The organism is Streptomyces sp. NPDC030995 (assembly GCF_055571215.1).
The window spans coordinates 80,935-94,524 of sequence record NZ_JBVIFS010000016.1 but is presented as its reverse complement, the minus strand read 5'-3'; the positions used below and the strand labels follow the sequence as shown (position 1 = coordinate 94,524).

The 13,590-nt window shown below is 72.2% G+C and carries 14 protein-coding genes and 1 pseudogene; 8 read left to right on the top strand and 7 right to left on the bottom strand.

The genetic code is table 11. The annotated features are described in order from the left end of the window. Positions 1-20: 20 nt before the first annotated feature. Together ACZ45T_RS23510 and ACZ45T_RS23505 are read right to left on the bottom strand one after the other, a co-directional pair. Positions 21-386: a hypothetical protein gene (locus ACZ45T_RS23510; protein WP_468444358.1), complete on the bottom strand. Its 366-nt coding sequence runs from the start codon at positions 384-386 to the stop codon at positions 21-23. 14 nt (positions 387-400) lie between these two features. Further along, positions 401-1,309, bottom strand: a pseudogene (locus ACZ45T_RS23505) (transcriptional regulator); the annotation flags it as partial. A 118-nt stretch (positions 1,310-1,427) separates the two neighbouring features. Between ACZ45T_RS23505 and ACZ45T_RS23500 the strand changes: the two are divergent. Next, on the top strand, positions 1,428-1,763 hold the full coding sequence (locus ACZ45T_RS23500) for a hypothetical protein (RefSeq protein ID WP_468444356.1): 336 nt from the start codon (positions 1,428-1,430) through the stop codon (positions 1,761-1,763). 28 nt (positions 1,764-1,791) lie between these two features. Here ACZ45T_RS23500 and ACZ45T_RS23495 read toward each other — a convergent pair whose 3' ends face one another. Then, positions 1,792-2,208 carry a carboxymuconolactone decarboxylase family protein gene (locus tag ACZ45T_RS23495; protein ID WP_468444354.1) on the bottom strand — a complete coding sequence of 139 codons (417 nt, stop codon included), beginning with the start codon at positions 2,206-2,208 and terminating at the stop codon, positions 1,792-1,794. Then, positions 2,205-2,870 (bottom strand): class II aldolase/adducin family protein, encoded by a 666-nt coding sequence (locus ACZ45T_RS23490; protein ID WP_468444352.1) that lies wholly within the window; start codon positions 2,868-2,870, stop codon positions 2,205-2,207. Before ACZ45T_RS23490 ends, ACZ45T_RS23495 begins: the two co-directional genes overlap by 4 nt. A 136-nt stretch (positions 2,871-3,006) precedes the next feature. Between ACZ45T_RS23490 and ACZ45T_RS23485 the strand changes: the two genes are divergently transcribed. After that, positions 3,007-3,426, top strand: coding sequence for a MerR family transcriptional regulator (locus tag ACZ45T_RS23485; protein WP_468444350.1), 420 nt, complete (start codon positions 3,007-3,009; stop codon positions 3,424-3,426). Between the two features lie 13 nt (positions 3,427-3,439). Here the strand turns inward: ACZ45T_RS23485 and ACZ45T_RS23480 are convergent, their stop codons facing one another. Next, positions 3,440-5,197 carry an AMP-dependent synthetase/ligase gene (locus tag ACZ45T_RS23480; RefSeq protein ID WP_468444348.1) on the bottom strand — a complete coding sequence of 586 codons (1,758 nt, stop codon included), beginning with the start codon at positions 5,195-5,197 and terminating at the stop codon, positions 3,440-3,442. A gap of 165 nt (positions 5,198-5,362) precedes the next feature. Between ACZ45T_RS23480 and ACZ45T_RS23475 the strand changes: the two genes are divergently transcribed. From ACZ45T_RS23475 to ACZ45T_RS23465, 3 genes are all read left to right on the top strand, one after another. After that, positions 5,363-6,373 (top strand): AraC family transcriptional regulator, encoded by a 1,011-nt coding sequence (locus ACZ45T_RS23475; protein ID WP_468444345.1) that lies wholly within the window; start codon positions 5,363-5,365, stop codon positions 6,371-6,373. Positions 6,374-6,447: 74 nt separating this feature from the next. Next, positions 6,448-6,909 (top strand): MarR family winged helix-turn-helix transcriptional regulator, encoded by a 462-nt coding sequence (locus ACZ45T_RS23470; protein ID WP_468444343.1) that lies wholly within the window; start codon positions 6,448-6,450, stop codon positions 6,907-6,909. Positions 6,910-7,015: 106 nt separating this feature from the next. Then, positions 7,016-8,503, top strand: a complete 1,488-nt coding sequence (locus ACZ45T_RS23465; RefSeq protein ID WP_468444341.1) for an MFS transporter — start codon at positions 7,016-7,018, stop codon at positions 8,501-8,503. Between the two features lie 111 nt (positions 8,504-8,614). Here the strand turns inward: ACZ45T_RS23465 and ACZ45T_RS23460 are convergent, their stop codons facing one another. Next, on the bottom strand, positions 8,615-9,124 hold the full coding sequence (locus ACZ45T_RS23460; RefSeq protein WP_468444339.1) for a MarR family transcriptional regulator: 510 nt from the start codon (positions 9,122-9,124) through the stop codon (positions 8,615-8,617). A 122-nt stretch (positions 9,125-9,246) separates the two neighbouring features. Between ACZ45T_RS23460 and ACZ45T_RS23455 the strand changes: the two genes are divergently transcribed. The 3 genes from ACZ45T_RS23455 to ACZ45T_RS23445 all read left to right on the top strand — a co-directional run bounded on the left by ACZ45T_RS23455 (position 9,247) and on the right by ACZ45T_RS23445 (position 11,996). Continuing rightward, entirely contained in the window at positions 9,247-9,909 is a 663-nt protein-coding gene (locus tag ACZ45T_RS23455; RefSeq protein ID WP_468444337.1) for an SgcJ/EcaC family oxidoreductase, read from the top strand. Beyond that, positions 9,906-10,700, top strand: a complete 795-nt coding sequence (locus ACZ45T_RS23450) for an SDR family NAD(P)-dependent oxidoreductase (RefSeq protein ID WP_468444335.1) — start codon at positions 9,906-9,908, stop codon at positions 10,698-10,700. The genes ACZ45T_RS23455 and ACZ45T_RS23450 overlap by 4 nt, the downstream gene beginning before the upstream one ends. Before the next feature lie 144 nt (positions 10,701-10,844). Then, a complete protein-coding gene (locus ACZ45T_RS23445) occupies positions 10,845-11,996 on the top strand; it encodes a lipase family protein (RefSeq protein ID WP_468444333.1) in 1,152 nt (383 codons plus the stop codon). 30 nt (positions 11,997-12,026) lie between these two features. Here the strand turns inward: ACZ45T_RS23445 and ACZ45T_RS23440 are convergent, their stop codons facing one another. Next, positions 12,027-13,556, bottom strand: a complete 1,530-nt coding sequence (locus ACZ45T_RS23440) for an alpha/beta hydrolase (RefSeq protein WP_468444331.1) — start codon at positions 13,554-13,556, stop codon at positions 12,027-12,029. Positions 13,557-13,590: the final 34 nt, after the last annotated feature.

The window sequence follows — 13,590 nt, the reverse complement described above, 5'->3', positions numbered from 1 at the left end:
GGCACTAGAACCGTCGAGGATCAGCTCATGGCCTTCTCGATGGCCGCGAAGATGTCGGCGTCGGTCTCCTGCTGCCACTTCGGCAGGTCGGGCCAGTCGGCCACGTAGCCGGGCTTCGGGTCCTCGAAGTGCTTGAACATCTGCGCCGTCCAGCACGTCGCGACGAAGCGGCCCTTCTGCTCCCGGGACAGCCTGGCCGTGTGCCCACCGGCGATCTCGATGAACTGTCGGACCTGCTCGTAGACGGACCCTGCGGCCTCGCGCTCCCACTGCGGGGTGTCTTCCCACGGAGTGACATAGCCGGCCTTCGGCTCCCCGGGGAAGTGCTGATGCACTCCCGCGATCCAGGTTTCTCGGAACAGTCGTGCACCTTCGGTCTGCGACATGCCTACCCCTCTCGTCACGGCGTGCTCAGCGTGGCGATCTCCGCCCCCAGCTCCGCTACGCGGTGGTCACGGCTCAAGGGACCGAACTCGTCGCACAGGGCTTGGAGTCTACGGGCGACGTACCCGGATGCTGAGGCTCGGGCCAGGCTGACGGCCTCCCGCCCGTACGCAAGAACCTGGTCGGGGTCACGCCGCTTCGCGCCGATGGCGGCCAGGCCGGTCAGCACTGCGCTCCGGCGCCGATACGACTGCCCCGACGCGAGCGCCGTCTGCGCCAGTGCGGTCTTCAACGTCGCCTCCGCCAGGTCCAGGCGTCCGAGCTGCACGTACCGCGCTCCGCGCTCCTCGGCCAGGCGGGTTCCGTCGAAACGGAGCCATCCGCCGTTCGTACTGTCCCTGGTGAGGTCCCTGACCTTCTCGGCCCGGTCCAGTGCGCGTTCGCACGCCGTGAGGTCGCCAAGACCGGCGTACGCCTCCGCTTGGACCGATGCGACCCAATGCCGCGTCGAGAGGTCGCTGTCTCCCCGACCGGCCAGACGCTCGGCCGCGCCCAGCATCTGTGCCGCTTGGCGGTAGCGCTGCTCGGACATGTCCACGTAGGCGTGACGTACGAGAGCGCAGGCCCACAGGTCGTACGCGCCCGCGTCCTTGCTGACCGAGGCCGCGAGCGAGTACGAGGCTGCGGCGTCGGTGTATCGGTTCCCGTCGAAGGCGACTTCGCCGGCCATCTGGAAGAGGTCGGCCGCTGCGCTCAGGAGGGGGCGGGAGCTGCCTCGGCTGGCGGCCAGTGCTTCGTTCAGAGTCGTCAGCTGGTCACGGATGACGGGGTAGACCGAGCCTTTCGAACGTGCCAGTTGGTAGACCTGCCACAGGTGGCTGTTCATCCGCTCGAAGTCGGCGGGCGTCCCCCTCAGCACCCCGTCGGCCGTCGAAAGACCGGAGGTGCACGAGGACGGTGGACCCTTCCTCGTGCACCACGGTGGCATCGATTGCCCTTACCCTCTGCGGACCACGAAACGCGGGCCGCGAGAGGATCGGGCCATGGGAATCAACCTGCAGTGGCACGACGGCCGCCCCGGGCACTGGCGCGCGAAGGGCAAGCCGACCCTGATCCGCGAGTCCTACGAGCACGGCGAGGCGCTGGCCGCAGTGATCGCCGCGCTCCCCGTCAACACCTCGGGCAAGCTCTGGATGGTCGATCCGTACGACGACACGCTCTTCGACGAGCAAGAGGCCGAAGCCGCACTCCGTGAGATACCGGGGCTCTTGGCGCGCTTCACCAACGCCTCCCAGGCCGAAGCGATCCGGGAGCTCGCCGCCTACCTGGAGGCGTGCGCCACGACGCCCGGCAGCCACCTCGCCTTCATCGGCGACTAGGCCCTGTCCGGGCCCGACCGTCAGGCCGTCAGCCTGCCGCCGCCGCGTCTTCGGCCGACAGGAGTTCGGCGATGATTTCGATGCCGAGCGCGTACGCCGGCACGCCCGCGGTGATCAGCGCGGTCTCGGCGACCCCGATGAGGTCGGTGACGGCGGCGCCCGCGTGGAGTGCGCCCCGGGCGTGTATCCGGGCGGGGTCCACCCGGCCGAGAGCCAGGAGCTGTCCGAAGTGGACCAGCTGTTGCACCCGCCCTCCCAGCGGATTGTCGGTCAGGACGATGTGCCGCAGTGCCGCGATCGCCTCTTCGGTGGGGAGCCGGCCAAAGTCCTGGGCCAGGCGCAGCCGGTCCTCCACACCGCGCGGAACGGCTCCGAGCGTGGAGCGGTAGCGGTCCCGTATGGCCTCGGCACGTTGGGGCAGGGCGTCCTGGGCGTCGTCCGTCATGACGAGACCCGCGCGATCGAGGCTCGTACGGCTTCCAGGGCGCCTTCGGGGAAGTCCACGGCGCCGCCGATCGCCGCCGCGGCGATTTCCGCCTCGGCGCTCTCCTCGATCGCCACCACGAGGTGGGCGGTGGCCGCCGAGTCCGGGCCGAAGACCAGGAGGCCGTGGTTGGCCAGCAGGACCGAAGCCGTTGTCGGGCGTCGTTTCAGGACGTCGGCGATACCGCGCACCGATACGTCCGACCCGCGAGGCCCCCACGGAACCACCGGGACGTCCTCCGCCTGTCCGAAGCGCAGCATCGGCTCGGTTCGGCACGGCAGCGGGCGGTTGGCCACGGCGAAGGCCGTCGCGGCGGGCGAGTGGGTGTGGATGATCGCACCCACGTGAGGGCGGGCGCGGTAGACGGCGCTGTGCATGGCGGTGATCTCGGCGCTGACGGACCACAGCTCTCCCGCGAGGACCCGCCCGTCGAGACTGACGGTCGCCAGCTGTTCGGGCCGCAGGCCGCGGACGAACCCTGGCGTCAGCAGGAAGCTCTCGTCGTCGAGCCTGGCACTGAGGTTCGCGTGCCCGGAGCGGGACATCACCCCGGCGGTGAAGAGCCCTTCGGCGGCTTCGACGAGCTGGTGAGCCCGCTCGTTCGACATGTGTGTGTCCGTCATCCCGGCATCTCCGAAGTCTGCTGCCAGCGGCGCTCGTTCGCCGCTGTCCACGTGCGGACCACTCTTCAACTTGAACTAAGGTTCAAGTCAAGCGCCCGAGTCGGAACGGGAAGAGGAGGCGCGGGGCATGCGATGCATGACGATCGGCCGGCTCGCCGAGATCACCGGAGTGCCGGCGTCGGCCATCCGGTTCTGGGAACGCCACGGCCTGCTGCCCGCGCCCGAACGGCAGGGCGGCCAGCGGCGCTATCCGCCGGAGGCGGCTGAACGGATCATGCTGCTGCGCAAGTGCCAGCAGGCCGGGCTGACCCTGGTCGAGATCGGCGAGTTCCAACAGGACCAGCCGCGCCGACAGACGATGATCCGCGCCAAGATCGCCGAGATCGAACAGCGCATGGTCGATCTCGACCACGCCCACCAGCTCCTGACCCATGCCCTTGAGTGCGGCGAGGAAGACATCGTCGGTTGCCCGAAGTTCCGGGAGCAGATGGCCGCATGGCAGACGCCGGACCCGGGCGTTCAAGCAGTCGTCGCCGACGCCGAGGCCTCGCCGTAGATCCTGATCCCATTCACCCCCCGTACAACCCCGCGATCTCCTCCGCGTAGCGCTTCGCCACCGCGCTGCGCCGGAGTTTCAGCGTCGGGGTCAGTGTCCCCGCCGCGATCGTGAGGTCCTCCGGGAGGATGTGGAAGGCGCGGATGCGGGCCGGGCGGGAGACCGTGGTGTTGGCGTGCTCGACCGCCGCTTCGATCAGGGCGTGGATCGCCGGGTGTGTGGCCGGGGCGGGGCCCGGGTCGAGGCCCTCGCGCTGCGCCCAGGCGGCGATCTCCTCCGCGTCCAGGGTGATCAGGGCGACCGGGTACGGGCGGTGGTCGCCGATCATCACCGCGCGGGAGACGTAGCGCGAGCGCTGGATGGCGAATTCGACCTCGGTCGGGGTGAGGTTCTTGCCGGACGACGTGATGATCAGTTCCTTCTTGCGCCCGGTGATGTGCAGGAAGCCGTCACCGTCCAGCTCCCCCAGGTCGCCGGTGTGCAGCCAGCCCTCCCCGTCCAGCATCTCCGCCGTCGCCGCCGCGTTCGCGTGGTAGCCCGGGAACACCATCGGACCCCGCGCCAGCACCTCGCCGTCCTCGGCGATCCGGACCTCGCAGCCCTCGATCGGGCGGCCCACCGACCCGTAGCGCACCGCCCCGGGGTGGTTGAGGGAGATGACGCCGCCCGACTCGGTCATCCCGTACCCCTCGAACACCGCGATCCCGCAGGCCCGCAGGAAGTCGAGGGTCGACGGGGCGATCGGGGCGCCGCCGGTGAGCGCCCACTTCAGCCGGCCCCCGAACGCGCCCCGGACGAGGGAGTAGAGGGTCTTGTCCGCCGCCTCCCAATCCGGCCGCAGCGCATCCGGCAGCCGGCCGTCCGCCGCCAGCACCCCCACCCGTACCGCCTCCTCCAAGCGCTCCCGCCCGCCTTCCTCGGACTCCGCCAGCGAGAGCACCACCGAGTGCATCTTCTCGAACAGCCGTGGCACGGAAGGGAGATGGGTCGGGCCGACCGCCGCCACCTCCGCCAGCACGTCCTCGATCCGGCCCCCGAAGTAGCACAGCTCGCCGCCCTGGAGCAGCGTCGTGTACTGGATCAGCTGGGCCAGCATGTGCGCCAGCGGCAGGTACAGGTACGTCCGGTCCCCCGGCCCGCCCGTCATCAGCGGGAGGGTGGCGTCCAGGATCGCGCCCAGGTTCCCGTGGGTGAGGCGGCAGCCCTTCGGCAGGCCCGTCGTGCCCGAGGTGTAGACGATCGACGCGTCCGCGTCGGGGGTCACGGCCGCCGCGCGCGCGAGGAGTTCGGACTCCGAGCCGTCCTGCCGCCGGGCGGGCAGCTCGTCCATCAGCACCACCGCCCGCAGCGCGGGCAGTTTCCCCGTCGCCCGCAGCGCCTCGACCCGTTCCGCCTGCCGCCCGTCGTCGCAGACCACGACCACCGACTCCGAGTCCGACAGGACCCAGGCGACCTCCTCCTGCCCCGCCGTCGGGTAGACCGGGACGAGGACCGCCCCGGCCGCCGCCACTCCGAAGTGCGTGTACGTCCACTGCGGCCGGGTCTCCGCCAGTACGGCGACCCGTTCCCCGGCGGCCACGCCCAGGCCGATCAGCGCGCGCCCGACGGCCCGTGCCTCCGCGCCCAGTTCCCCGTACGTACGCGTCTGCCACTGCCCGCCCCCGCCCCCGCCCCCGCCATCGGGCGCGCGGAAGCGGAGGGCCGTCTCCGGCCCGTACTGCTCCTCCGTCCACTGGGTGAACACCGCCAGCGTGCTCGGCCGAACGTCCATCGCATGCCCTCCCGGGATTGGTGACCCCCGATTAGCCCCGACATCCCCCGACATCCCCGACTACCCTCGCCTCCCCCGACGCTAGGCAGCCGTACCCGTCCGGCGGCATGACCGGAAGCGTCACCCCCGCTGACCCCAGCGCTCATTGGGGCTACCGTCGAACCCATGGGAAGGCGGACGATCACCGTGCACCATGTGCGTGCCCTGCTCGCGGGGGCCCGCGACAGCGGCATCGACACCGTGCCGCTGCTCCAGGAGGCGCAGATCCCACCGCTGCTGCTGGGCGACGACCGGGCGCGGATCACGCCCGCGCAGTTCGCCCGCCTCTTCCGGGCGCTGTACCGGACCACGCAGGACGAGTTCCTCGCGCTGAGCCCGGTCCCGAGCCGCCCCGGCACCTTCGCGATGATGTGTCACGCCTCGCTCGGCTGCCGCGATCTGGGCGCGGCCATGGAGCGCGCGGCAGCGTTCTACGGGCTGTTTCCCGGCGGGCCCGAGCTGGCGCTCGAAGTCGAGGGCACCGAGGCCCGGTTCACCGTGCTGGGCGCGTTCGCGCGGGACGAGGACCGGTTCCTCACCGAGTGCGTGCTCGCCATCTGGCACCGGCTGAGCAGCTGGCTGGTGGGGCGCCGCATCCCCCTCGTGTACGCCGCCTTCTCGTATCCCCCGCCGCCGCACGAGGACGAGTACGAGGTCCTCTTCGACTGCCCGGTCCGCTTCGGAGAGGACCGTACGGGCGCCGCCTTCGCCGCGCACTGGCTGACCGCACCGCTCGTACGGGACGAGGTCGCGCTCGACGCGATGCTGCGCCGGGCCCCCTTCGACCTGCTGTCGCGCCCGGAGTACGGGACCACGGTCGCGGAGCAGGTGCGCCGGACCCTGACGCAGCGGCTGCGCACGTCGCCGCGGCTGCCCGCGCTCGGCGAGGTGGCGGCGCGCCTGGCGGTGTCGCCGGCGACGCTGCGGCGGCGGCTCCGACAGGAGGGGACCTCCTTCCAGGAGCTGAAGGACCACGTGCGGCGGGATGCGGCGATCGCGGGCCTGGCGGAGAGCGGGGAGCCGATCGCCGAGCTCGCCGCGCGGCTGGGGTTCTCGGAGGACACCGCCTTTCACCGGGCGTTCCGGCGCTGGACGGGGACGACGCCGGGGGCGTACCGGATCGCTTCCGGCGGCTGAGCCGACCTCCTCCCCCCCTCAGGTCATCCGCTTCCTGATAATCCGCGACGGATCGATTTCGCTACCCTGGCGGCATGACACCGGACCTGTCCTACCTCCTGGACCACACGAGCCACGTACTGCGGACCCAGATGAGCGCGCAGCTCGGCGAGATCGGGCTGACCCCGCGGATGCACTGCGTCCTCGTCCACGCCCTGGAGGAGGAGCGCACCCAGGCGCAGCTCGCCGAGATCGGGGACATGGACAAGACCACGATGGTGGTGACCGTCGACGCCCTGGAGAAGGCGGGCCTGGCCGAGCGCAGGCCGTCCAGCACGGACCGGCGGGCGCGGATCATCGCGGTGACCGAGGAGGGGGCGAAGGTCGCCAAGGAGAGCCAGAAGATCGTCGACCGCGTCCACGGGAGCACCCTCGACTCCCTGCCCGACGACGAGCGCGAGGTGTTGCTCCGGGCGCTGAACCGCCTGGCCAGGGGGCATCTGGAGATTCCGGCGGAGGGCCCTCGGCCGGCCCGGCGGGCGCGCCAGAAGGGGTAGCGGGCGACACGGCCCTCCCGCATCTCGATCCGTAAAAGATAGTCTGTAACAAAACTATCTGCTACGGTCTCTCCTGTTGCCCCAGTCGCTGACAGGAGAGACCGCAATGCCCACCACCGCCGCACCCTCCTCGCGCCCCCGGTCCCGCCGGCTCGCCCTCGGCGTCCTCGCCACCGGCATGCTGATGACGATCCTCGACGGCAGCATCGTGACCGTCGCCATGCCTGCCATCCAGAGCGACCTCGGCTTCACCCCGGCCGGACTGAGCTGGGTCGTCAACGCCTACCTCATCGCCTTCGGCTCGCTGCTCCTCCTCGCCGGCCGCCTGGGCGACCTGATCGGCCGCAAGCGGATGTTCCTCGCCGGCACCGGGGTGTTCACCGCCGCCTCCCTGCTGGCCGGCGTCGCCACCTCACCCGGGATCCTGATCGCCGCCCGCTTCCTCCAGGGCGTAGGCAGCGCGATGGCCTCCGCCGTCAGCCTCGGCATCCTCATCACGCTCTTCACCGAGCCGCGCGAACGGGCCAAGGCCATCGCGGTGTTCAGCTTCACCGGCGCGGCCGGCGCCTCGATCGGGCAGGTGCTGGGCGGTGTCCTCACCGACGCGCTCACCTGGAACTGGATCTTCTTCATCAACCTGCCCATCGGCATCGCGGCGATCCTCTTCGCCCTCCCCGCCCTGCCGGGCGACCGCGGTCTCGGCCTGAAGGCCGGCGCGGACACCCTCGGCGCGATGCTGGTCACCTCGGGCCTGATGTTCGGCATCTACGCGGTCGTCAAGATCGAGGAGTACGGGGCCACTTCGGCCCGCACGCTCGGCTTCGGCGCCCTCGCGCTCGCGCTGATCGCCGGGTTCTTCGTCCGCCAGGCCACCGCGAAGAACCCACTCATGCCGCTGCGGATCTTCCGCTCCCGCAGCGTCTCCGGCGCGAACCTGGTCCAGATGCTGATGATCGCCGCGCTCTTCTCCTTCCAGATCCTCGTCGCGCTCTACATGGAGAACGTGCTCGGCTACGGCGCCGCCCGGACCGGTCTCGCGATGCTTCCCGCCGCGGCCGTCATCGGCGCGGTCTCCCTGGGGGTCTCGGCCCGCCTGATCGCCCGCTTCGGCGAGCGCACCATCCTGCTGACCGGTCTGGTGCTGCTGGTCGGCGTACTCGGCCTGCTGACGCGACTGCCCGGCCGGGCCGACCAGGTCGACTACTTCACCGACCTGCTCCCCGCGATGCTCCTCGCCGCCGGCTTCGGCCTCGCGCTGCCCGCCCTGACCTCGCTGGGCATGTCCGGCGCCAAGGAGGCGGACGCGGGCCTGGCCTCCGGCCTCTTCAACACGACCCAGCAGATCGGCATGGCCCTCGGCATCGCGGTCCTCTCCACCCTGGCCGCCTCCCGCACCGAGTCCCTCACCGCCGCGGGCCGCCCCACCGCCGAGGCCCTCACGGGCGGCTACCACCTGGCCTTCGCGGTCGGTGCGGGCCTCATCGTCGCCGCCCTGGCCGTCGCCTTCACGGTCCTGCGGCGCGTGCAGCGGCCTGCGGAGCCGGCCCCGCAGTCCACGACCGCCGAGCGGGAGGCCCACGTCACCGCCGCGTGACGCACCGGGTCGACCCGGCTCGACCCGGCTCGACCCGGTCCAACCCCGCCCGAGGCCGCCCCCGGACCACCGCTCACGGTGTTCCCGGGGCGGCCTCGGTCGTCGTACGACTCAGTTGCCCCGGGCCCGCGACGCCGCCCGGACCTCCTCCGTCGCCTCACGGAACGCGGGCGCCGCGCGCGCGAAGTAGTCGAAGAGCAGGTCGCGTTGCTCGGGCGTGTAGTCGGCGAGCACCTGGGCGATGCTGCGGCGCGCAGGCCCCACCAGGCCCTCGACCGCACCCAGGGCGTCGGGAACGGCCTCCACGATCACCTTGCGCCGGTCGGCCGGGTCGGCGGTACGGCGTACGTATCCCGCGCGCTCCAACCGGTCGATGAGCCGGGTGGTGGCACCCGTCGTCAGGCCGGTCCCGGCGGCGAGTTCACCCGAGGTCAGACCGCCCGCCTGGGTGATCCGGCTCAGCGCGTACCACTCGGAGGCCTGAAGTCCGGCCGCCTCGGCGCCCGCCATGCCGTGGAGCCCCACGGCATCGATGTAGTCGCGGAACACCGCCCGCCGCTCTTCCTGCTCCCGGCTGTGACCGTCGTGGCCGCCTTGGCCGCCCTGCTTGGAATCCGCCATCACCCTCTCCTCTTCCGCTTGCCTTTTATCTGCACGCATGCAGATAATGCATGTGTGCAGACAGTGCATGCATGCAGTTGCTGCACAACTGTAGTCAACCCGACGGAATGCGAGGCACAGCCATGAGCACCCAGACCCTGAGCACGGGAACCAAGACCCCCGCCACGGCCCCCACCGCCCCCAGCTCCCGCCGCCGTACCGTCAAGCGCGTCGCGCTCGCCGCCGCCGCCGTACTGGCGCTCGCGGCCGGCGCCGCGTACTTCTACCTCGACACCACCTCCGACGTCCGGCGCACCGGCACCGAGTCCTGCGCCGAGGTCATCCCCGCCGGCGCCGACCGCGCCGACGGCGAGGCGATCTGCGCCACCCTCGACGCCCTCACCGACGCCTGGGGCCGCGGCGACGCCGACGCGTACGGCCTTCAGTTCACCGAGAACGCCACCTACACCACCTACATCGGCAGCCACTACGAGGGCCGCGCCGACATCACCGAAGGGCACCGCGCGCTCTTCAAGGACTTCGTCAAGGACACCAAGCTGGCGGCGACCTACCTCGACCTGCGCTTCCTCGGGAAGGACGCGGCGATCCTGACCGGCCGCGGCGACGACTACTCCGGCAGCAAGCCCTCTCCCACCGAGCTGTCCAAGGTCCAGACGTACACGCTGGTCCGAGACACCGACGGCGCGTGGCGGATCGCCGCCTTCCACAACACCCAGCGCCGGAACGTCATGGAGCGCTTCTCGTTCCTCTACTCGCCCGCCACCGCCCCGCAGGCGGAGAAGTGAGCGGGGGCGGACGGCCCCGCGCCGCCCTGGTGACCGGCGCCACCGAGGGAATCGGCCGAGCCCTCGCGCTCGCGCTGGCCGCCGAGGGGTACCGCGTCACCGCGGTCGCCCGCACCGAGCAGCACCTGAAGGGGCTGACGGACGCGCTCGGCCCCGGCGGGCACACCCACATCGCCGCCGACCTCGCCACCCCCGACGGGTTGCGCCGGGTCGCGCAGGCCCTGACGGGACGGCCGGCGCCCATGGCCGACGCGCCCCACCCGCCCTACGCCCCCCACGCGCCCTACGACCTGCTGGTCAACAACGCCGGCCTCGCCCACCACGGCCCCTTCGCCGACGGCCCGCTCGACCGGTCGCTGGCCATGATGCGCCTCAACTGCGAGGCCGTCGTCACCCTCGCCCACGCCTTCCTCCGCACCGCCCGCCCCGGCGCCGCACTGCTCAACGTCTCCTCCGCCCTCTCCGCCACGCCCATCCCCGACCAGGCCGTCTACGGCGCGACCAAAGCCTTCGTCACCTCCTTCTCGGAGGCCCTCTGGTACGAGCACAAGGGCCGCGGCGTCCACGTGGCGGCTCTCTGCCCCGGCCCGACCGCCACCCGCCCCGGTCTCCACGAGGGGCTGCCGTCCGCCCTGGTCGGGTCGCCGGAGCAGGTCGCCGCCTCCGCCCTGGCCGCCCTGCGCCGGCGCCGTCGGCCGACGGTCCTGCCCGGCCGGGTCAACTCCCTCTTCACCAGGGCGCTCCGCACCCTCCCGCGCAGGACGGCGCTGGCCCTGCTCGCGGACGGCTGACCGGGTGAACGCGGGGAGGGGATGCCGGGGTGCGAGTCCGGGCCAGGAAAGGTGAGCTGCACGGTCAGCGACCTCCCTACCGGTCGGTCACTACCTTCACCTCACCTGACCCCCGCACGGAACGAGCACTTGGGAGAGCCGCCCATGCGTTTCCGAAGCACCGCCCTCGCCGCCGTGGCCGCCCTGGCCCTCTCGGCCTGGATCCCCGCGACCCCCGCCCAGGCCGAGGAAGCCGCCGCCCGCCCCGGCGACATCGTCGGCAGCGCCCCCTCCGCCTTCCACCCCCTTCCCGGCCAGCCCACCAACACCAAGGCCTGGAAGATCCACTACCGCTCCACCACGGCCGACGGCGCCCCGAACGTCGTCTCCGGCACCGTGATCGTCCCGCAGGACGGCCGTACCGGCCCGCGCCCCCTGATCACGTACGCCGTCGGCACGGTCGGCCTCGGCGACTCCTGCGCGCCGAGCAACAACCTCCCGTACGGCACCGCCATGGAGGCCAACCTCATCCAGCAGCTCACCCTGCGCGGCTGGGCCGTGGTCGTCACCGACTACGAGGGCCTCGGCACCCCGGGCGTCCACACCTACACCGTGGGCCCCTCCGCCGGGCACGCCGTCCTCGACGCCGCACGCGCCGCCCAACGCCTGCCCGAGGCTGGGCTGTCGGCGACCGGCCCGGTCGGCATCATGGGGTACTCCCAGGGCGGCCAGGCCAGCAGCTGGGCCGCCGAGCTGCACGGCTCGTACGCCCCGGAGCTCCAGGTGAAGGGCACGGCGACCGGCGGAGTCCCCGGCGACCTGCTGAAGGTGGCCGAGTTCAACAACGGCTCCTACGGCTCCGGGCTCATCTTCATGGCGGCGGCCGGACAGGACGCGGCCTTCCCGGAGCTGAAGCTGGACTCCTACCTCAACCCGGCGGGCAGGCTGCTGGTCTCCGGCATGAAGGAGAACTGCGTGGCGATCGACGCGATCGCGGGCTCCTTCAAGCGGATCTCCGACCTGACCACCCGCGACCCGCTCGCCCAGCCGGACTGGCAGGCCCGGCTGAACCAGAGCAGGCTCGGGGGCACGGCCCCGGCCGCGCCGGTGTACCAGTACCACGCGCTCGGCGACGAGCTGATCCCGTACGGGGTGGGCCGCCGGCTGCGCTCCGACTGGTGCGCGAAGGGCGCGGACGTCGAATTCGACACCATCTGGGTCGGTGAGCACGTCAGCGGCGTGATCACGCACTCCCTCGAAGTCGGGAACTGGCTCGCGGACCGCTTCGCCGGGCGCCCGACCCGCGCCAACTGCTGACCTGCCACGGCAGGTTGCCGCCCCGCCGGGTCACTCTCCGGCGGGGCACGACCGCGTCCCGGACGGCAGCCGCCCGTCGATCAGGAAGCGGTCCGCGTACTCCCGTACGCACGGGGAGGCCGAATAGCCGGTGTGCCCGTCGCCCTTGTAGTCCACGACCACCGCCGAGCCCAGCCGCTCCGCCGTCTCCTCCGTCCACTCGTACGGGGTCGCAGGGTCGCCCCGGGTGCCGATCAGCAGCATCCGCGGGGCGCCCGGGCGGTCGATCTTCCGGATGAAGTCGGTGCCGGCGGGGCGCCCGTAGCAGGCGAGCACGGTCCTCAGCTGGCTCGGCCCGAAGATCTTCGAGACCTTGAGGAACTCGCCCTCCAGGGCGGCCAGTTCCCTCTCGACGGCGGCCGGGGTGGCCTTGTCGTTCGAGCGGTCCGGGTCGTCGGCGCAGTTCACGGCGACGAGGGCGGCCTCGCCGTTGTCGGCGGGCACCGGCACGGGACTCGCTGCGCGGCCCACGCCGCTGCCCTCGGAAGGCTCCATCGGGCCGCCGAGCTGCAGCAGCCCCACCGGATCGCCGTCCCGCTCGGCCATCGCCAGCGCCTCGGCGAGCGCGGGCCAGTTGCTCTTCGCGTACAGGGCCGCGGAGATCGAGGCGACGGCGTCCTGCCCGGTCACGAACGAGCCGTCGTGGCCGATCAGCGGCTCCCTGTCGAGCCGCGCCACCAGGGCGCCCACCTCCTCCTTGGCGGTGCGGGTGTTGGTCCCGTAGACGCAGCCCTGCTGGTGGGCGCACCAGGCCAGGAAGTTGTCGAGGGCCCGCTGCTGGCCGCGCGCCGATACGAGTGCCTGCTCGGCCAGCGGTTCGGTGAGGGTGTCGACTCCGTCGAGGACCATGCGGCCGGTGCTGCGGGGGAACTGCGCGGCGTACACGGCGCCGAGCCGGGTCCCGTAGGAGAAGCCCAGGTAGTTGAGCTTCTTGTCGCCCAGGACCCGGCGCATCACGTCCATGTCGCGGGAGACGTTGACGGTGCCGACGTACGGGAGCACGGGGCCGGAGGCGAGCTCGCAGCGCTTGGCCACGGCGCGCAGGGCGGCCAGTTGCGCGGCGGCGTCCTCGTCGCCCGGCTCCTGCGCGGTCTGCTGGGAGCCGCCGCAGGAGACCGGTTCGCTGCGGCCCACCCCGCGGGGGTCGAAGGCGACGAGGTCGTACCGCTCGCCGAGGGTGGCGAAGGTCTTGGGATCGGCGGCCAGCCCGGCCACGCCGGGGCTGCCGGGGCCGCCGTAGTTCAGCAGGAGGGAGCCGAGGCGCCGCGCCGGGTTGCCGGCCGGTATACGGGCCAGGGCCAGCGTGACCGTGCCCTTGGCGGGGGCGGCGTAGTCGAGCGGCACCTCGACCGTCCCGCACCGCATCCCGCGGGGAACGGGCTCCTCCGGGCAGTCGCCCCACCGAATGCGCTGCCCGTGGAACCGGGCCAGGGGATCGGCGGCGGGCGCGGGCACGGCCCCCAGCGCGGCCAGGAGCAGAGCGCAGGCGGCAAGGACACCAAGGGCGGGGGTACGGGGCACTACGCCTCCTCGGGTGGCCCCCCGGACCCATCAG

Excerpts from the sequence above, each read along its gene's own strand:
- ACZ45T_RS23510 (WP_468444358.1), bottom strand. The coding sequence starts at position 386 with ATGTCGCAGACCGAAGGTGCACGACTGTTCCGAGAAACCTGGATCGCG.
- ACZ45T_RS23500 (WP_468444356.1), top strand. The coding sequence starts at position 1,428 with ATGGGAATCAACCTGCAGTGGCACGACGGCCGCCCCGGGCACTGGCGC.
- ACZ45T_RS23495 (WP_468444354.1), bottom strand. The coding sequence starts at position 2,208 with ATGACGGACGACGCCCAGGACGCCCTGCCCCAACGTGCCGAGGCCATA.
- ACZ45T_RS23490 (WP_468444352.1), bottom strand. The coding sequence starts at position 2,870 with ATGACGGACACACACATGTCGAACGAGCGGGCTCACCAGCTCGTCGAA.
- ACZ45T_RS23485 (WP_468444350.1), top strand. The coding sequence starts at position 3,007 with ATGACGATCGGCCGGCTCGCCGAGATCACCGGAGTGCCGGCGTCGGCC.
- ACZ45T_RS23480 (WP_468444348.1), bottom strand. The coding sequence starts at position 5,197 with ATGGACGTTCGGCCGAGCACGCTGGCGGTGTTCACCCAGTGGACGGAG.
- ACZ45T_RS23475 (WP_468444345.1), top strand. The coding sequence starts at position 5,363 with ATGGGAAGGCGGACGATCACCGTGCACCATGTGCGTGCCCTGCTCGCG.
- ACZ45T_RS23470 (WP_468444343.1), top strand. The coding sequence starts at position 6,448 with ATGACACCGGACCTGTCCTACCTCCTGGACCACACGAGCCACGTACTG.
- ACZ45T_RS23465 (WP_468444341.1), top strand. The coding sequence starts at position 7,016 with ATGCCCACCACCGCCGCACCCTCCTCGCGCCCCCGGTCCCGCCGGCTC.
- ACZ45T_RS23460 (WP_468444339.1), bottom strand. The coding sequence starts at position 9,124 with ATGGCGGATTCCAAGCAGGGCGGCCAAGGCGGCCACGACGGTCACAGC.
- ACZ45T_RS23455 (WP_468444337.1), top strand. The coding sequence starts at position 9,247 with ATGAGCACCCAGACCCTGAGCACGGGAACCAAGACCCCCGCCACGGCC.
- ACZ45T_RS23445 (WP_468444333.1), top strand. The coding sequence starts at position 10,845 with ATGCGTTTCCGAAGCACCGCCCTCGCCGCCGTGGCCGCCCTGGCCCTC.